The 17,479-nt window shown below is 68.6% G+C and carries 15 protein-coding genes; 5 read left to right on the top strand and 10 right to left on the bottom strand.

Translation table 11 applies throughout. The annotated features are described in order from the left end of the window. Positions 1 to 46: 46 nt before the first annotated feature. From B1818_RS13945 to B1818_RS13980, 8 genes are all read right to left on the bottom strand, one after another. Positions 47 to 1,045: an alpha/beta hydrolase gene (locus B1818_RS13945; protein WP_078113055.1), complete on the bottom strand. Its 999-nt coding sequence runs from the start codon at positions 1,043 to 1,045 to the stop codon at positions 47 to 49. A gap of 77 nt (positions 1,046 to 1,122) precedes the next feature. Then, positions 1,123 to 2,337 (bottom strand): glutaminase A, encoded by a 1,215-nt coding sequence (gene glsA, locus B1818_RS13950; protein ID WP_078113056.1) that lies wholly within the window; start codon positions 2,335 to 2,337, stop codon positions 1,123 to 1,125. A 21-nt stretch (positions 2,338 to 2,358) separates the two neighbouring features. Beyond that, a complete protein-coding gene (locus B1818_RS13955; protein ID WP_078113057.1) occupies positions 2,359 to 2,730 on the bottom strand; it encodes a glyoxalase superfamily protein in 372 nt (123 codons plus the stop codon). Between the two features lie 400 nt (positions 2,731 to 3,130). Beyond that, a complete protein-coding gene (locus B1818_RS13960) occupies positions 3,131 to 3,991 on the bottom strand; it encodes an endonuclease domain-containing protein (RefSeq protein ID WP_078113058.1) in 861 nt (286 codons plus the stop codon). 336 nt (positions 3,992 to 4,327) lie between these two features. Next, complete coding sequence (locus tag B1818_RS13965; RefSeq protein WP_078113059.1) at positions 4,328 to 5,209, bottom strand: helix-turn-helix domain-containing protein; 882 nt, start codon at positions 5,207 to 5,209, stop codon at positions 4,328 to 4,330. A 58-nt stretch (positions 5,210 to 5,267) separates the two neighbouring features. Next, on the bottom strand, positions 5,268 to 5,594 hold the full coding sequence (locus B1818_RS13970; RefSeq protein ID WP_078113060.1) for a hypothetical protein: 327 nt from the start codon (positions 5,592 to 5,594) through the stop codon (positions 5,268 to 5,270). 137 nt (positions 5,595 to 5,731) lie between these two features. Continuing rightward, a complete protein-coding gene (locus B1818_RS13975; protein ID WP_068970782.1) occupies positions 5,732 to 6,271 on the bottom strand; it encodes an RNA polymerase sigma factor in 540 nt (179 codons plus the stop codon). 63 nt (positions 6,272 to 6,334) lie between these two features. Next, positions 6,335 to 6,682, bottom strand: coding sequence for a hypothetical protein (locus B1818_RS13980; RefSeq protein WP_078113061.1), 348 nt, complete (start codon positions 6,680 to 6,682; stop codon positions 6,335 to 6,337). 159 nt (positions 6,683 to 6,841) lie between these two features. Here B1818_RS13980 and B1818_RS13985 point away from each other — a divergent pair, with 159 nt between their 5' ends. The 3 genes from B1818_RS13985 (at position 6,842) to B1818_RS13995 (ending at position 11,962) form a co-directional block, all read left to right on the top strand. Next, entirely contained in the window at positions 6,842 to 8,224 is a 1,383-nt protein-coding gene (locus B1818_RS13985) for a dynamin family protein (RefSeq protein ID WP_254859673.1), read from the top strand. Between the two features lie 69 nt (positions 8,225 to 8,293). Continuing rightward, positions 8,294 to 10,147 carry a dynamin family protein gene (locus B1818_RS13990; protein WP_078113081.1) on the top strand — a complete coding sequence of 618 codons (1,854 nt, stop codon included), beginning with the start codon at positions 8,294 to 8,296 and terminating at the stop codon, positions 10,145 to 10,147. A 45-nt stretch (positions 10,148 to 10,192) separates the two neighbouring features. After that, positions 10,193 to 11,962 (top strand): Hsp70 family protein, encoded by a 1,770-nt coding sequence (locus tag B1818_RS13995; RefSeq protein ID WP_078113063.1) that lies wholly within the window; start codon positions 10,193 to 10,195, stop codon positions 11,960 to 11,962. Positions 11,963 to 11,989: 27 nt separating this feature from the next. On the opposite strand, the gene B1818_RS14000 is transcribed toward B1818_RS13995, so the two are convergent. Then, a complete protein-coding gene (locus tag B1818_RS14000) occupies positions 11,990 to 12,658 on the bottom strand; it encodes a hypothetical protein (protein WP_078113064.1) in 669 nt (222 codons plus the stop codon). A gap of 305 nt (positions 12,659 to 12,963) precedes the next feature. On the opposite strand from B1818_RS14000, the gene B1818_RS14005 reads away from it, so the two are divergent. Together B1818_RS14005 and B1818_RS14010 are read left to right on the top strand one after the other, a co-directional pair. Then, complete coding sequence (locus B1818_RS14005; RefSeq protein WP_078113065.1) at positions 12,964 to 13,668, top strand: hypothetical protein; 705 nt, start codon at positions 12,964 to 12,966, stop codon at positions 13,666 to 13,668. 41 nt (positions 13,669 to 13,709) lie between these two features. Next, positions 13,710 to 14,840, top strand: a complete 1,131-nt coding sequence (locus B1818_RS14010; protein ID WP_078113066.1) for a DNA polymerase IV — start codon at positions 13,710 to 13,712, stop codon at positions 14,838 to 14,840. Between the two features lie 730 nt (positions 14,841 to 15,570). Here B1818_RS14010 and B1818_RS14020 read toward each other — a convergent pair. Beyond that, positions 15,571 to 16,830: an HNH endonuclease signature motif containing protein gene (locus tag B1818_RS14020; protein WP_058253907.1), complete on the bottom strand. Its 1,260-nt coding sequence runs from the start codon at positions 16,828 to 16,830 to the stop codon at positions 15,571 to 15,573. Between the last annotated feature and the right edge of the window lie 649 nt (positions 16,831 to 17,479).

The raw sequence follows: 17,479 nt of genomic DNA on the forward strand, positions 1-17,479 counted from the left end.
CGACGCGGCCCCCGCACTCATCGCGAGTGCGGGGGCCGCGTCGTTTCTAGGGAACGGGAAGAGTTGTGACGGTGCGGGTTTCGAGGAGCAGGTCGTAGTAACGGCCGCCGGGGTAGTAGGTCGGGGTCGCGGTGTCGGCCACCATGTCCGACGACCAGCCAGTGGCGAGTGCGCGGATGACCCGTCCGTTGCGGGGACGCGGCACCGCAAGCTCGGACAGTTCGCCGATCAGATCGGTCGACTCGCCTTCGGCGTCGATGTGGATTCCGGTCACCAGGCGCGAGCCGAGAAACTCCTGCCGCGTTGTCTCCTGGAGGACGGACACGCCTTGCCCGAAGTTGTTGGATACCGACGGTTGCGACGCGATGACCCGGATCGGTAGCCCGGCGGCGGCGAGAGATGCTGCGGCGGTGGCGAAGTTGACCCCGAAGAACGAGTTGACCGGATCGAACAGCATGAGGCCGGCGAGGCGCCGGTAGGCGACGGGGTCGGCGCGGCGGAGTGCGTCGGCCGCCACGACGACGAACTCGCCGCCGGCCGAGTGTCCGGAGAAGATCATTCGGTACGGCATCGTCACGTCGGGGCGGTGGGCGGAATCACGGGCCTCGCGAAGGCTTGTCGCGAGCGGACTGCCGGTGTCCCGGCCGGAACCGAAGACCCCGCCGATGGTCCGCGCGAACGCCGCGTTGTCGGCGATGTTGTAGGCGACGGCACACCCGCCGAGGTTGACCGAGTCCAGCGTCGGGCTCACGACGAGGAACCCGGATTTCGCATACGCGCGGGCCACGGAGTCGAGGTTGGCCGCAGTACGGGAGAAGCCGTGCTGCAACCACACGATCGCCGAGGGTTCACCGGGCGGGAAGTACCACCGGACCGCGACCCGGACGGGCTTGCCCGCACATTTGGTGGCGATGTCGGACGACGACACGACCACCGACGGGCTGGTCGCCGGCGCGGCTGCCACCGCCGACGGTGTTACACCGACGAGCATGACAACCGACACGAGGGCCGTGATCCACGGCCGGTGGAACGTTCTCCCCGACATCCGGCCAGTCTAGGACCGCCCTGATGCCGAGGTCGGGTGTTCGCTCGTATGACACTTCGGTCCGCAGCGGTGCTGCGTCAGGAGTTCGGGTTCGACGAGTCGTCGAGGTCCATCAGCTCGTTCGGGTCCTCGATGCGGACGTCGTAGTCGTCGCCGAGGCGCCGGGCCACCTCACCGATGAGGCGGCGCGCAGCGTCGTCCATCACGCGGACATGGGTCAGATCGAGGACGACGGCGTCGGTGCCGAATCCCTCGCACGCACGGCTGGCGATGATCTCCGCGCCGGCGAACCGGACGTCGCCCTGCAGCTCGACGACCGTCGTCCCGTCGCGTTCGGTCACCGCTCGTAGCGCGGGCCGGCCGGTGGGCGCGACCTGCATCATGTGCAGTTCCATGTCGCGGGACAGCCGTTCGAAGACGGCGACGCCGCGCACGCTGTTGCCCTGGCGGTCGAGCCTGGGCGACCACACCGCCAGCCCGACCTGGCCGGGCAGCACGCCCAGGATCGCGCCGCTGACACCGCTTTTCGCGGGGATACCGACGTTCGCCATCCAGCTTCCGCTGCCGTCGTACATGCCGCACGTGGCCATCACCGACAGCAGGTGCCGGGAGATCCAGCTGTCGAGGAGCCGCTCGTCACTCGACGTCGAGAGTCCGCCGTTCGCCAGCACCGATCCCATGACGGCGAGATCGCGGCACGAGACACCGATCGAGCACTGGGCGGCGTACCCGTCGACCACCTCGTCGGGCTCGCAGTCGAGTTTGCCCGCCGAGCGCAACAGGTAGGCCAGGGCGGTGTTGTGGTCGTCGGACGCGACTTCGGCGCGATGGACCTCCTTGTCGACCGAGACCTCGCGACCGGCGAGAGTACTGACGAGGTCGATGACGCGGTCGACGCGTTCGTTGGGATCCGCGCCGTTGATCATCCCGTGCACGGCGACGGCGCCCGCGTTGATCAGCGCGTTGCGCGGCCGGCCGGTCTCGGCCTCGAGCGAGATCTCGTTGAAGGCGTCGCAGGACGGTTCGGTGTCGACGCGTTCGAGTACGGCGTCGAGCCCGCGGTCGCGCAGGGCGAGCGCGTAGGCCGGTACCTTGCCGATGGACTGGATGGAGAATTCGTGGTCGGCGTCGCCGGCGGTGTGCACGGTGCCGTCGATGGTGGCCAGCGCGATACCGAACGACGACGGATCCGCCTGCTCGAGTTCACGATTGCCGGTCGCGACCTCACCGCCGTCGTCGTCGCGGCATTCGGAGAGTACGCGTTCGAGGTAGTCGTCGATGGGGGAGCGCATATCCCACGGTAGCCACCTGGCTCAGTTCTGGCGGTACGGCATGTACTGCACCGACCAGTGGTTGCCGTCCGGATCGTCGAAGTACACGAAGTGGCCCCACGCCTGTTCGTCGATCTCGCCGGGGTCGACGCCGACCGCGAGCAGCTGCTCGCGGGCCTCGTTGATGTCGGTGACGACGACCTGCAGACCCTTCACCGATCCCGGTTCCGCGTCGCTCAGTCCCTCGCCGAAGGCGATGGAACACGCCGACCCGGGCGGGGTCATCTGGACGAACCGGATCTCGTCGGACACGACGTGATCGTGGTCGACGTTGAAGCCGATCTTGGAGTAGAAGTCTCGCGCCCGGTCGACGTCGCTGACCGGCAGGATGACGAGTTCGAGTGTCCAGTTCACGGTTCCTCCTGGGGTTGTGGTGTAACACCAGCCTCTCAAGAGTCGAGGACAGTTTCGGTCCTTATTCGAGACGTTGGCCCGCCCCCCTCTGAGTAGGCGAGGTGCCTGCCGAGGGCCGTCTCGCCCGCTCCCTGATCCGAAAGAACGCCCTGCCACTGCTCCCTGAGGAGCGCCCGGAGCTCGCGGAGGGCGCGTCCACGAAGGGTCTTCGCAACCCGACTCACCAGGACCCTTCGTGACGCTCGCAAGCTCGCTCCTCAGGGAGCAGTACAAGGGCTCGCGCCGCGCTCAACAGTTCTTTCGCCACGACGGCCGCCCGACCGCTCCCTGAGGAGGCGCGGAGCTTGCGGAGGGCCGTCTCGCCCGCTCCCGGAGGAGGCCCGGAGCTGGCGGAGGGCCGTCACGAAGGGTCGCCCCGTCGGCGGATGCGGTGCCGGTCGGGGCGTGTCAGCGCGCGGATCTCCTCGAGGACCTCCTCCCAGTCGTACAGCACGTCGTCGTAGGTGAGGCGCATCGTCATCCAGCGGTCGAGCATGGTCATCCGGTCCCGCCGACGGTCGTTGCGGAATGCGGCTCGGTCGGAGTGGTACGACTCGCCGTCGCACTCGATGAGCAACGAACCCGTGCGGAGATCAGCGTGTTCGCGGTCGCCGATCGACGGTTGCACCTCCACGTCGAATCCCGCGGCGATGAGCCGGAGCCGGACGAGCGACTCGATGCCGGATTGCGAACGGGCATCACATCGGTCGAACATCGCCGAGACCGCACGGGTTACACGACCCATCTCGGCCTGGAGGTCCGGGATGGTCAAGTCGGTGGCGTTGAGGACCGAGTCGACCACCGCTATCCACTCCTCGGCCGGAAGGCACCGTGCGGCGCAGCCGACCGCCACGGCGATCGGGTCGACGGCCGTCGTCACGGGGAGCGGGCGGCCGAAGCCCTGGCACCACCGGAACGGGCCGCTGGGCTTCGTGGCTGACTTCGCGTGTTTGCTGAGACGAACGTGGGTCTCGTTGTGGCCCGGCGGTATCCAAAGATCCGGCAGGCCGCGCCGCTGATGGAACCGCAGCGCGCTGATGCAGGACAGCGCACCTCCGGCCGTCACCGCGGACACGACGTGGGGGTCCGCCGCGGACGTCCGCACCCAGCCGTATCGGAGCGACGTCAGGGTCTCGGCCTTGCGCGCCTGCGCAATGGCATCGGGCGCCCAGCCCATCGCGGTCAGTTCTCTCAGCGAGTACACGCCACAATCCGAAGTCACACCTGCTTTGACGCACGGAACCGGTCGGTGGTTTCGTCAGATCGGGCCGGGTGTGGAAAGTGTTGTCCCCGTGAGAGTCGTGGGAGGGCAATATGCCCTTCGAGGTCGCTCATGGGGACGAGACTTTGACTCACCCCGCCGAGAACCGGACCGTGGTGCGGATCTGGGTGGCTCCGGGGTGGTCACAGGCGGTAGTCGTGCCGGCTTTGGGCGTGGCCAGGCGCGACGGACCGGTTCCTAGGCTTCGTCGGGCCGGGTGTGGAAAGTGTCGTCCCCGTGAGTGTCGTGGGAGGGCAATGTGCCCTTCGAGGTCGCTCATGGGGACGAGACTTCGGCTCACCCCGCCGAGAACCGGATGGCGGCGCGCACCTGGGCCGCGATCGCCCGCCCGGCGTCGAGCGGCCATCGGTGCATGACGTAGTCGGCGGCCGCGTCGATAGTGAGTTGGCGGGTGGAGTTTCCCGCGCGCACCCAGAACTCGGGCGGGGCGTTCTTCCCGGCCCGCAGGTAGACCGGCCGCGGGGACGGTGAGCACGTCACCCGGCAGACCGGGACGTCCCCCGATCCGTCGGGCCGCGCGACCGATTCGACGGCGATACCGACGGCCGCCGCGGTGTTCTGGCCGAGGGTCGTGGTCAGCAGATCGCGCAGCCACAGTTCGAAACGGTCGGCGTCGGGCACCTTCAGCGTCGCGAAGTCGGGTTCGAGACCGAGCGGGGTGCCGTCGTCGGCGACACCGATGAGCAGGGTGCCGCCGTCGGAATTGAGGAACGCCGACACCGTCTTGACGATCACCTGTTCCATGCGCGGGTCCTTCTCGCCGCTGCGCAGGTTGACCCGGGCGGTCGACTTGAACTCGAGTCGATCGGATTCGCCATCGGAGAGCAGTTGCGCGACAGGGGTATTCGATTGCCGTTGCAACCGGGCCGCGAGCAGGCCGTACGCGCCCACCGCCACGACCGAACTGATCAATCCCAACACGACCGTCGTCACGCTCCACACCCGGAGGTGTTTGTCGACGAGGCCGGCGATGTAGAGGCCGAGCGCGGTGCCGAGGATCGACAGCACCATCGCCGTCGTCGCGTCGAGGCGGGCGCGTCGGCGCAGCAACCACCGGGCGACGACGCCGAACACCCACGCGACCACCAGCACCAGTACCAGCGCGGTCGCCGTCGCCCAGACCGGTACCGCGAACTCGATTCCGCCGATCGTTCCCACACAGCTTTATAGCCCGGAGCCTCGCTCAGCGAGGCTCCGGGCTATAAGAACGTCGAACTCAGACGGCGTCGCCGCCGTCGATGCTGCCGAAGTCGCCGACCTCGACGTTGCCTTCGTCGTCGACGGCGGTGTCGAAGGTGCCGTCGCCGTCGGTGTCGGCGACGGCGATGTCGGTGTAGCCGTCGGCGTCGGTGTCGGCTTCGATGATGTCGATCTCGCCGTCGGCATTCGTGTCGTAGGCGATGGAGTCGGCCTGGCCGTCGCCGTCGGTGTCGAGGATGGCGTCGGTGGTGCCGTCACCGTCGACGTCGGTGAGTGCGGCGTCGACGGCTCCGTCGCCGTCGGTGTCGACGAGTACGGCGTCGGCGGGGATCTCGGTGCTCATGGTGGGTCCTTTCGGGTTTCGGCGCGGTGGTGCCGGCGGGTTGTGAAGTGCTTCTGGTTACTTGGAGGTGAGTCTGCCCCGGTTTGTTCCCCACGGCCTCGAAGTCGCGTCGGGATCATTCGCGGGGAGTACCCCCGTCAGCGCAGATCGGCGAGCAACTCCGACAGGAGGGACCGCGCGCGGGAGATGCGACTGCGCACGGTCTGCAGGCCGATGCCCTGGGCCTCGGCGATCTCGGAGTAGCTGAGCTCGCCGTAGACGCGCAGCACGAAGGTCGCCCGATAGGCGTCGGGAACCTGCGCCAACGCTTCGGCGATCCGGTCGGACACGACGACCTGCGCCGCGACGTCCAGATGGCTCATCGGGTCGTGGTCGGCGATGTCGTCGGCGTCGGTGCGTTTGCGGATCCGGGCGAGCGCGGCGTTGGACCCGATGCGGTACAGCCAGGTCGACAGTTGCGCGTCACCACGGAAGTTGCCGATGGCCCGCCACGCGGCGACGAGCGCGTCCTGCATGGCGTCCTCGGCGTCGTGCTGATTGCCGGTGATGCGTAAACAGATGGCCCACAGCCGGTCTCGATGTTGTTCGACGAGCGTGGTGAAGGCCGCCTGATCGCCGGCGCGGGCGCGTTCGAGGAGGTCCGCGCCAGAGGTGGATTCGTCGATCAACGACTGCACCCGCTCATCGTAGGGCCGTGTCCCGACCATGGCAGGACATCGCGACTTTCGGTGCCGCGCAGCTCAGAAGTCGTCATCGAACGTCCCGTCTTCCACTGGATCGACGACCGGATCCCCGTCGTCGCCGAAGACGTCGTCGAAGTCGTCCCCGAAGTCGCCACCGATCGGATCGTCACCCGCGAGGTCGGATTCCGCAGACATTTCGCCGTCGAACTCCTCGTCCGCCGGATCCGGCCCGGGTGCGGCGGTCAGGTCGGTGTCGAGTTCGTACGACGGGTCGAACGCGGTTCCGACGGCGGTCTCCCACGCGCCCTCGGGCATGCTCAGCTCGCCGGGCGGGTCGGTGTCGCGCAGCCAGTCGTCGAAGCCGCTCTCCCCGGAGTCGCTGTCATCGTCAAGGTCGTCGGTCATGGTCGTTCGCCTCCGCAGGTATCTCTGTCATCCGGTCGACTGCCGGGCGCCGAGGAGTGATGGACAATTCTCGGCACGTACCTAGGAGTGTCGCCGAGCCCGGAATGTTCCCGCCGGATCGGAAGAAGTCTCGGGAGGTCAGATCTCGTGGAGCAGCGCATGACCGTGCGTGGTCGCGTGGAGCAGTTGCTCGACGAGGTGGGCCTGCTGGCGCCGGACCCGGCGACGATTCCCGCCCTGCGGGCCCGGCTCGCCGAACCACTGACCGTCGCGCTCGTCGGTCGCGTCAGCTCCGGCAAGTCGACGCTGCTCAACGCCCTCGTCGGGGACCGCGTCGCCCCGACCGACCGCGCCGAGTGCACCCGCGTCGCCGCCCTCTACGTCGAGGGAAACCCGCAGCGGGTCGAGGTCATCGGACTCGACGGCACGGTCACCGAACTTCCCGGACCCATGCGCGGCGACCTCGGCCGGCCACCGGAGGACATCGACCACGCGATCGTCCACACCCCGTCCCGGTTGCTGCGCGAGCGCTTCCGCGTCATCGACACCCCCGGCCTCTCGGGTTTCACCGACACCGCCGAGATCGCGACCCGGCGGGTGTTCGGTGGCCAGAGCAGGCTGGCCCGGCCGGACGTCGTACTCTTCCTGCTCGACGACGCCGCGGGACCGAAGACCGACGAGGTCGCCTTCCTCGCCGACGCCGGTGCGTCGGCGCAGAACACGATCCTGGTGATCTCGCAGGCCGACCTCATCGCCGCCGACAACCCGATGCTCAAGGCGCAGGAAATCGCTCGCCGGGTCTGGCGACGCTTCCCGGCGATCGCGGGCGCCGTGGTCGCGGTGTCCGGGCTGATGGCCGAGGCGGGCGTCTGCGGGGTCACCGAACGTGAGACCGCCCAGATCTCGCGCCGCGGACAGCTCGAGTCCTGGGAGCTGTTGACCATCCTCGACGGCGGGATGCCCGCGCCGCCGGGGATCGACGTCGACGAACTGGGCCGGCTCGAGCAACTCGTGGGCACCTATGCGATGGACGCCGGGGGTGAGATCGCGCGGCAAGGTGCACGGGCGTACAGCGAATGGCTGCACCGGGTTTCGGGTATCGACGAGTTGCGGCTGGCCATCGGCCGACGATTCCTGGCCGTCGGCGACATCCTCAAGGCACGCACGGTGCTGGCCGCGCTCCGCGAATCGGCCTACTGCAGTCCGCGACGCGACGTCTTCCTGGAGGCGATCGACGAAGCCGAGACGTCCCCGGCGCTGCACCGGCTCCGCGAGATCGCCGCGCTCGAGGCCCTCGCCCGGTGGCAGCCCGACAGCGAACTGGTCGGCGAGCTCAACGTCGTCGTCGCGAGTCGCGATGTGCGCGTGCTGTTGTCGTTGCCGCCGAATGCCGCACCACCGGCGATCGCGGACGCCGCGCGGCAGCGGGCCACCGACTGCCGGTCGCGGCGGGCCTTCGCGGCGACGTCTGCCGAACGGGAGGCGTTGCTGGTGCTCGAGCAGACCTACCAACTCGTCCGGCGCGGACTGTGGGTCAACTGACGCGATGGACGACGAGGAGCGCAGGGTGAACGAGGAGAGCAGACAATGACTTCCAGCGAACCCGCCGCCATGTCCGGAGTTTCGGCCAAGGGACTCGAGAAGGTCCCGGCGAAGAGTGCGACGCCGACGCCGGAGGCGGTCCTGCGCTCGGCGATCGACACATTGCGCAAGCACGGTGAGGACGCCATCGCCGACCGCGCGACCCGCGTCCGCGACCGACCGGCACCCCAGGGGACCGTGGTCGTCATCGGCGAGGTCAGCCGGGGCAAGAGCTCGCTGGTCAACACGCTTCTCGGGGTCGGCGACCTCGCGCCCGTCGACGCCGAGATCACCACCTCGGTGTACGTCCGGTTCACCCCCGCCACCGACGACCTGCCCGCCGGCACCGCGCTCGTCGAGTTCCCCGGTGCCGCCCACCGCATCCCGGCGACCGAACTGCCCGACTGGGTGACCGTCGGCGGACGCCACGCGGCCGGGGTGCTGGCAGAACGTCTCGCGCCCGGCACACCCGTCGATTCCGTTCTCGTGCCGCCGGTCTCGGCGCGGGTGGGGGTCGACGCCACGGTGCTGCCCGGCGTCACCGTCGTCGACACACCGGGCGTCGGGTCGCTGGTCCCCGAACACGTCGAGGCCGCGGTCAGCGCGGCGCGCGGCGCTTCGGTGCTGCTCATGGTGTGCGACGCGACCGCACCGCTCAGCGCACCCGAACTCGACTTCCTGCGCAGTGTCAGCGAAGAGGTCGCCTCGGTGGTGCTGGTGGTCACCAAGACCGACCTCGTGATGCGGCAGTGGCGGACGATCGTGGCCGAGAACCGAAAGCTGATCGGCGCCAACGCACCTCGCTTCGCGCACATCCCGATCATCGGTGTGTCCAACCGCATCGCCGCCCAGGCCGCGGCGATCGGCGACCCCGACCGTCGCGAACGGGCCCTCGCGGCGTCGGGCGTTCCCGAACTCGTCGACGCCCTGACCCCACTGGTCCGCGACGGGGCCGCGTCGCCGGTGCGCAACGCGCTGCAGCTGACGTTCGCCGGGCTCGACGACGTCCGCACGCGCCTGGTCCTGGAGATGAAGGCCGCCACCGCGACTCCCGCCGACCGAGCCGACATCGAAGCCGAACGCGACCGGCTCCAGCGCCTCAAGGATCGTCGTCGGGAATGGCGGGCGCGACTCACGCAGGACATCACCGCGGCGTCGCTGCAGACCGACGACCTCATGCGCGACCGCTTCGACACACTGCTGGGCCAGTGGTCCACGCGCATCGACAAGTTGCGCTTCTACGAACCGCACCGGGCGGGCCAGGAGCTGATCGCGCAGATGACCGTCGACCTCGAGGCCGCCGCGCGCGAGGTGAGCGCCTCGTTCGTGGCCGGGATCGAGCGGATCGCCGACGCACTGTTCGCCGATGCCGCCATCTCCGACGAGCTGGTCGGGCAGATCGCCGGCAGCGCGGGCGAGCTCAAGCTCCGTGAGCAGGAGAAGATCTCGCCGTGGAAGAACATGGTCGACCCGATCCTGCTCTCCATCGTCGCCGCCGGCGGCCCGCTGGCGATCATCCCGGTGGTCAACGTGGTGGCGGTGCCGGTGTGGGCGGGCGTCGTCGTCGGGTTCCGGGCGTCGAAGGTCGGCAAGGAGAATCACCGCAAGTGGTTGACGAAGGCGGTCGCCGACATGAAGGCCGACGTCCGGTCGCAGCTGCAGTCGATCAAGGCGCAGGCCAGCGGTGACCTGCAGATTGCCTACGACGAACTGCTCGAGCGGCTCCTCGCGGAGTCGACGAAGATCCTGAACGACGCCGCTGCCGATGCCAAGAAGTCGGCGGCCGAGCGGGAGAAGATCGCGCAGGATCTCCGCAACCAGATCATCGCGGTCGACAACGTGCGCAAGTCGATCGCCCGGGTACTTCGAGCGCCCGCCGGATGAAACCCGCTGTCATGTGTAACGATCTGCACCTGAGGAGGTGGCCACGTGGCGCAGGAGAGCAGGCGGCGACTGTGTATCGACTTCGGCACCAGCAACACCGCGGCCGCGTACCGGGTCGGGTTCGGCGAGCCGGTCATCGTGCCGCTCGGCCCGGGTGGACCCGCGATGCCGTCGGCGGTGTTCGCGGCTGACGCGACCGTCGTGGTGGGTCACGACGCGGTGCAGCGGCGATTGCAGGCACCCGACGCCTTCGAGGACACCCCGAAGTCGCGGATCGACGACGGCGAGATCGAACTCGGCGACCGGTTCTGGCCGGTCGAGGATCTGATCGCCGCCGTGTTGCGGCACGTGCACCAGACCGCGTTGCGCCACAGCGGACTGCCGATGTTCGACTCGATCGTGCTGACCCATCCGGACCGCTGGAGCGAGCGACGCAAGAACGTCCTGCGGCGCGCGGCGCAGCGGGCCGGCATCCCCGCCGACGCACTGCGTGTCGCCTCCGAATCACTCGCTGCCGCTTGGTACTACGTGTACCGCGGGCACGACGTCAGTGGTGGCGAACGGATGTGTGTCTTCGACTTCGGCGCCGGCACGTGCGACGTGGCGGTCCTCGTCCGCGACGGCGCCGAGGGGTTCACCGTCACCGGGTCGGGCGGCGACAACCACCTCGGCGGCCGGGACCTCGACGCCCGGATGATCCGTTGGGTGCACGACGAGGCCGCCGAACTCGACCCCGACCTCCCGAGCCGGCTCCGATCCCCGGCCGCCGCGATCGCCTTGGCCGATCGAGTGCGGACGGCGAAGGAAGCGCTGTCCGACACCGCGCAGGCCGTCATCGAACTGCCCGGCACCCGGCACACGCTGCTGCTGACGCGACGCGAGTTCGAGGCGATGATCGGACCGTTCGTGGAGCGGGCCGTCGAGCTGACCCGGGACGCGATCGCCCGGGCCGACGCCGCGGGCACCGGTCCGGGCGGGCCGGTCATCGTCTACGTCACGGGCGGGACCAGCAGCATCCCGATGTTGCAGTCCGCGCTGTCGTCGGTCGGTCGCGTCGCCCGGATCGGCGACCCGAAGGTCGTCGTCGCGCAGGGTGGGCTCCTCCGCTCGACCAACGTCGTCCCGGGGGCCGAGGCCAATGGGTTCGACGCCGGGCGCGAGACCGATCCGCGGCGGACCGTGGGCCCGGGGGTCGACACGTCGGGTCGTCGTATCGCGTTCCCCGCGTTGCCGGGCGGCTCGGTGATCGCCGCCGTCTCGGTGCGCAACGGCCAGCCCGTACGCGCGGGGGAACCGCTGGCGACCGTCGATTCCCCGGCCGGGCGGGTGACGATCGACGCACCGGTCGCGGGCACGGTGCACGGCCTCGACCTGCGGTCGGGCGCCGCCGTCCAACCGGGTGCGGTGTTCGCGGCCGTCGGACCGGTGGACCTGCGGCCGGACCAGTGGCCGCGGCTGCATCGGATGCCCGCCGGCACATCAGTGGTAGCGGCGCGGCCCGTGATGCAACCCGTCGTCCCGCAACCCCTCGCCCCGCAGCCCGTAGCTCCACCTGCCCACATCTCGCAACCCGGCTCGGCGCAACCGATTCCGGAATCGGGGAAGGTGAATGCGCTCGGGCTGGCGGGACTCATCGTGGGAATTCTCGGGTTTCCGCTGTGCCTGGGCACGATCGTCGGCCTGGTACTCACGGTCGTGGGCATCACGCGTGCCGGTGGCCGTCGCGATGCCCTCACCACGACGGCGCTCGTCATCAACATCCTGGGCGCCGTGGCCTGGGTGGCGTTCGTCATCTGGGCGGTCGTCAGCGGCTGACCCGCACGCCGACGCGCAGGTCGTCGGTCAGGGATGGCTGTCGATGTCGAACTGACGCCACGCGGCGTCCCACTCTCGTGACCGGTGCCGATCGGCGACGAGGCGTACGAGCACGGTCGAGCCCCACCAGACGAGCACGACGAGCATCACCACCCCGGCACCGGCGATCAGGCCCTCCATCACGGCGTCCGTCGTGGTCACGGGCGGGCCCACCACCGCACCGGTGTCGTCGAGCCAGACGGTCCGGACTCGGCCGACGGCGTCGAGCGGCTCGGCCCCGACGGTCGCCGTGAGCCGGTGACCGTTCGGGTCCCGCCACGCCACGGTGGTGTGGTCGGTGGTGTTCTGGCCGCCGTCGTTCGGCACGTCGACGCTCGGCACGTCGGCGCTCGGAACACCGACGCCCGGGACGCCGGCACTCGGTGCGCCGATGCGTGGTTCCCCGATGCCCTCGACGGACGTGCGAATGATGGTGGCGCTGACCGAATGCCGGGGTTCCTGGTGCTCGATCGTCGCCTTGTGCGCCGCATAGGTGTTGCCCCCGACGGTCAGGGCGACCATGAGCCCGGCGAGTGCTGCGATCCACAACATCACGAGTGTCGCGGTTTCCAGGCGGTCGGCGCGGCGGACCAGGCCATTCGACGATGCGTGCATCACGCGCCAGCAGTGGAGTTCGCGGGCGAGGAATCGCAGCATGTCCCCCTCCTGATGCCGGTCGCCCCTTACATGGTCGTTGCCGGTGGCCCGCCGGGACAGGGCCTTTGGTCCCGAAACGGGCGCAGCAACGGCGTGTTCAGTCATTCGACTCACAAACGATCCGTGCTCGGCGTATCCTCGCACTGCGCCGATGGCCGACATCGTGTGGGGGTGCCGGGGCGTAGGGGGTCGACTCGAGGGGCTCCGATCTCGCTCCTCGTCGGTGTCCACGATCGTCATGGTTCGACAGGTCGTCGATGGTCGTGGTCTGAGTGGAGGGGTTGACGTTGACCAGCGTTTTGTCTGTGGGCGCATCGAGACGCGGTGCGCGCACGTTTCTCACGTCGTCGGCGATCGGCGAGGCGATCGACATCGAGGAGTCGATCGTCCTGACCGGGTACGCGGCGCTCGCCGCGAGTGCCGCGGACTTCGGGGTGACGCCGGACCTGATGCGTGAGGTCGACGCGGCCGTGCACCGGCACCGGGCGATCATCGCGCGGCTTCGGCTGATGCGAACCGAAGCCATTGCTGCCGAACAGATCTCGTCGCCGCACGACGAGGCGCTGGCCGTCCTGGGTCTCGGTGGTCCCGATGGTGATCCGATCGCCACGGACGTCGAGCCGTCGAAGGTGCTCCGCTCGTACCGCGCCGCGGACCACGACGGTCGGCGTCCGGCGCCGGTCGCCGTCGCGTACCTGCTCGCCGCGGCGCACGCGCTGACCGACCCGACGAACTGTGGGACCGCCTCGCCCGCACTCAATCTCATGCCCCCGCCGCTGCATCGGGATCGCGCCCTCCTGGAGAAGGTGCTGACCCACGCCGTGGCGATGTCCGACCCGGCCACACGTGCGGTGCTGGCCGCTCACATCACCGCTGCGAGTGCCGCGTTCGCCGACGCCGGCGGCGGGGCCGACCGTTCACTCTCCGTGCTGCGGTACAACCCGCACTCGTTGCGCACCTCGTGCCGGTCGATGGGTCTGGGCGAGGTCGACATCTGTATCGCCGGCTGATCTGATCGGCCACCAGGCGCGCGGCGATTACTCTGGGCGTCGTGACCACGTCGGTTTCGCAGCGTTATCGGTGGCTCCTACACGTCGATCTCGACCAGTTCCAGGTCGCGGTCGAGCGGTTGCGGGCACCCGAACTGGTCGGGGTGCCGGTGATCGTCGGCGGCAACGGCGATCCGACCGAGGCGCGCAAAGTGGTCACCTGTGCGTCGTATGAGGCGCGCGACGTGGGCGTCCGTGCGGGGATGCCGTTGCGGGCGGCGCACCGCAAGCTGCCCGACGCGGTGTATCTGCCGCTCGACATGGGCGCCTACGACGCGGCGTCCGCCGAGGTCATGGACGTCCTGCGGGCCACCGGTCACCCGGTCGAGGTCTGGGGCTGGGACGAGGCGTACCTCGGGGTGAGCGCGCGCGGGGCTGAGGTCGACCCCTTCGACGACGCGGCCATCGTCGACCTGGCCGAACGGATCCGTTCGGAGATCCTCGACCGGTGCGGACTCACGAGCTGCGTCGGGATCAGCGACAACAAGCAGCGCGCCAAGATGGCCACCGGATTCGCCAAGCGTCCGCCCGGCGGCGCGCGAAGCGGTGTCGACGCGCCGCGCGTGTTCGTGCTCGACGACCGCAACTGGCTGGAACTGATGGGGGACCGACCCACCCGCGACCTGTGGAGCGTCGGGCCGAAGACGTCGGCGAAGCTCGCCGCCAGTGGGATCACTACGGTGACCGAGCTGATCGCCACTCCGCGCGACGACTTGATCGCCACCTTCGGTCCGCATCAGGGCAATTGGCTGTACGTCCTCTGCCGCGGCGGCGGTGATTCGACGATCACCGCCGAACCCTGGCTGGCGCGTTCGCATTCCAAGTCCCGCACGTTCGCGACCGACCTCAGCGACGCCACCGAGATGCGCGCCGCCGCCGCGGATCTCCTGCGCGAGTTGCTCGATCAGGTGGTCGGCGAGGAACGCCTGCCGTTCCGGGTCGCGGTGACCGTCCGCACCACGACGTTCTACACCCGCACCAAGTCGAGGAAGCTCCCCGCGCCCAGCCTCGACTTCACCGAACTCGAGTCGGTGGTCGCCGACCTGCTCACCAGGTTCGACATCGACCGCCCGGTCCGCCTCTTGGGCGTACGCCTCGACCTGGTGACCGACGAGGAAGGCGCCGCAACCTGAAATGCCCCTCCGCTCCCTGATCAGAAAGAAGCGCCAGCCCCTGCTCCCGAGCCCGATGGGCGTGCTGAGCCACCGCTCCTTAGTCCAAAGAAACGACCTGCCCCTGCTCCCTGAGGAGCGCCCGGAGCTTGCGGAGGGCGCGTCACGAAGGGTCTTCGCAACCCGACTCACCAAGAACCTTCGTGACGCTCGCAAGTGGCGGGACTGTCTCGCGTACCCGCCCCGATTCGTGACCGACAGACTTCAACTCGACTCCTAGACCTCGATCGAAGTCTGCCGGTCAAGTTGAGGTCTGCCGGTCGCCGGCCCGACGTCTGCTCATAGTTGCTCTGCTCGACCCAGCGGGTCGCTTTCCACACTCCGGAGGGCGCGGCCGACTACTGCTCCCCGAGGAGGCCGGAGCTTGCGGAGGCCGTCATGAAGGGGCCTGGTGAGATGCGTCGCCGTCGCTGGCACTCCTCGCACATCATGGAGCAGGGTTTTTGCAGTCCTTTCGGATCAGGGAGCAGAAGGGACGCTCGCGGCTCGCGACCCAGGGAGCGGGGCGGGGCGGCCCGCAAGCTCGCTTCCAGGTTTCGCGGCCCCCTGCGGGCCGTGCCTGGCCCACGATATTTGACCGGGTACGGAGCCGACTGGGGTGTTCACTGTGGAGTTGTCAAGGGACGGATGCGGTCCCGGGTGTGGCCCGGGTGCGGAAGGTGCTTCGCGAAAGTGTGTGTCGGGCGTCAGGTCAGGCGGCGTCGTCGAGTCGCATGGTGCGTCGGTTGTAGGCGGGTAGTGGTCGGCGGTGCGGGTCGATGGTCGCGGGTGGGACGAGCCAGGGGTGTCGGTCGAAACCGATGACGATGTCCCAGCCGTGGTGGTGGACCTGGGTGTGGCAGCGTTGGCAGAGCAGGCAGCCGTTGTCGAGGTCGGTGGGTCCGCCGTCGGCCCACGACTTGATGTGGTGGACCTGGGTATGTGACGGTGGTGCACCGCATTTGATGCAGCAGGCGTCGCGGACGATGATCGCTTTGCGTAAGTGTGACGGATACAACCGGCGGGTGTGACCCATCTGTAGCGGTACGCCCTCACTATCGAGGATGATCTCCGTCAAGGAGCCGTCGCACGACACCTGTTTCGCGGTGGCGTGGCTGACCGTCCCGGTCCACGGCAGTGTTGCGAGGTCTCCGGTCGCGGGGATGGTCAGCATCAGTTGCGTGCGTGGGCTTCCGGCGGTGTCGATGGTCGCGCCGATCGCTGCTTGGTCGAGGATCAACTCGAAAGCGTCGGCACGGCGTTGCTCGGCGGTGCGACGATCTTCGGTGCCGTCGGGTTCGGGCCGTGGGCAGGACCGTTCGTCGATCATCGTCAGGAACTTCTCTCCCACGATCTGGGTGAGGTCGGCATGTACTTCGACGCGGCCGTCGTCGGTGGTGTGGGCGGTGACCGCGTTCAGCGATGGGTCGTCGGCCGCGGGAAGGCCGGTGTCGGAGTCGTCGGCGAGGTCGTTGGCGATCGCGCGGGCGTGTTCTAGGACCTGTGTCGGGGTCGCGCCGGACAACGCTTGTGCGATGAGGTCGCTTTCGTATTGGGATCGGTCACCGTCGGAAAGCGCCTCACCACAACGCTTGTCGATCTGGTGCATGCCTCGGACGATGGCGTCGACGATCTCGCTGGACAGCCGCCCGTCGGCGGCATGCCGCGCTGTGGCCGGCAGAGTGGGCAGGGCGTCGACACTGCGCATGGTGCGAAGAGCGGCCGCCGGGGCGTGGCCTGACTCGATCAGCAGCTTCTTGGTGGTGCTGCCGGCTTTCTGTGCGACGCCGATGCCGTCGAGTTGCGCTGCGTGCGTGACGATCTGATGATCGGCAAGGTTGCGGATCAGGCGCCACGTGTCGAGGGCGTCGAGTGTTTCTCTGCCTGTTGGGTCGTCGGCGGGCGGGCTGGTGTCGATGAGTTGATCGAGGAGCGTGGTGAGCTCTGGCATGACTCCAAGGTACCGGAACATGCGTTCGATTTCGAGGTTTCTCCACAGGCCAGAAGCTCGAATTCATCTACTGTGCAGCAATTGTCGTCGAATGAGCGCCTATTCGCGTTGACGATGCGCAGATCGTCAACAGTGGTGTACTTCAGTCAGACAGCTCTCTAGTTCTGGCGCGCCTTCGACCGACTGAGTCTGAGGTGTTTGAGCTGGTTCCCGTTGAGCAGGGGCCGCCGATCACAAAATCTCGCGCTTGACAGTCGACTTCGGGCGCGCGCGAGAGTGTAGCCGAAAACTCGTCCACCTGAGTGCGTTCGAAGGGCGATGTGCCCTTCGATCATGCTGAGGGGGACGAACTTTCAGAGTCGCCTCCGCAGGCCGGCACGCTGGGTCGTCAACCGTCGTCTACGGGCCCACACCTCAGTGTCTGCGGCCTGGCGGCCGTCGTGGCCTTCGTAAGAATTCGTTGTGCTCGGGGCGAGCCTTACCTCTGCTCCCTGAGGAGGCCGGAGCTTGCGGAGGCCGTCACGAAGGGTCCTGGTCAGTCGGGTTGCGAAGACCCTTCGTGACGCGCCCTCCGCAAGCTCCGGGCGCTCCTCAGCCTGGATATTTCACTGATGTTGCTGGTGTTCGGCGTGTGATACGCGAAAGTGCCTGTCTGCCTTGTGATTATTGA

Source organism: Gordonia sp. IITR100, from assembly GCF_002009645.1.
GTDB classification, from domain to species: domain Bacteria; phylum Actinomycetota; class Actinomycetes; order Mycobacteriales; family Mycobacteriaceae; genus Gordonia; species Gordonia hongkongensis.

What these genes read in the sequence shown, in the direction of transcription:
- B1818_RS13945 (WP_078113055.1), bottom strand. Translation starts at nt 1,045, where the DNA reads ATGTCGGGGAGAACGTTCCACCGGCCGTGGATCACGGCCCTCGTGTCG.
- glsA (WP_078113056.1), bottom strand. Translation starts at nt 2,337, where the DNA reads ATGCGCTCCCCCATCGACGACTACCTCGAACGCGTACTCTCCGAATGC.
- B1818_RS13970 (WP_078113060.1), bottom strand. Translation starts at nt 5,594, where the DNA reads ATGAGCACCGAGATCCCCGCCGACGCCGTACTCGTCGACACCGACGGC.
- B1818_RS13980 (WP_078113061.1), bottom strand. Translation starts at nt 6,682, where the DNA reads ATGACCGACGACCTTGACGATGACAGCGACTCCGGGGAGAGCGGCTTC.
- B1818_RS13985 (WP_254859673.1), top strand. Translation starts at nt 6,842, where the DNA reads ATGACCGTGCGTGGTCGCGTGGAGCAGTTGCTCGACGAGGTGGGCCTG.
- B1818_RS13990 (WP_078113081.1), top strand. Translation starts at nt 8,294, where the DNA reads ATGTCCGGAGTTTCGGCCAAGGGACTCGAGAAGGTCCCGGCGAAGAGT.
- B1818_RS14000 (WP_078113064.1), bottom strand. Translation starts at nt 12,658, where the DNA reads ATGCTGCGATTCCTCGCCCGCGAACTCCACTGCTGGCGCGTGATGCAC.
- B1818_RS14020 (WP_058253907.1), bottom strand. Translation starts at nt 16,830, where the DNA reads ATGTTCCGGTACCTTGGAGTCATGCCAGAGCTCACCACGCTCCTCGAT.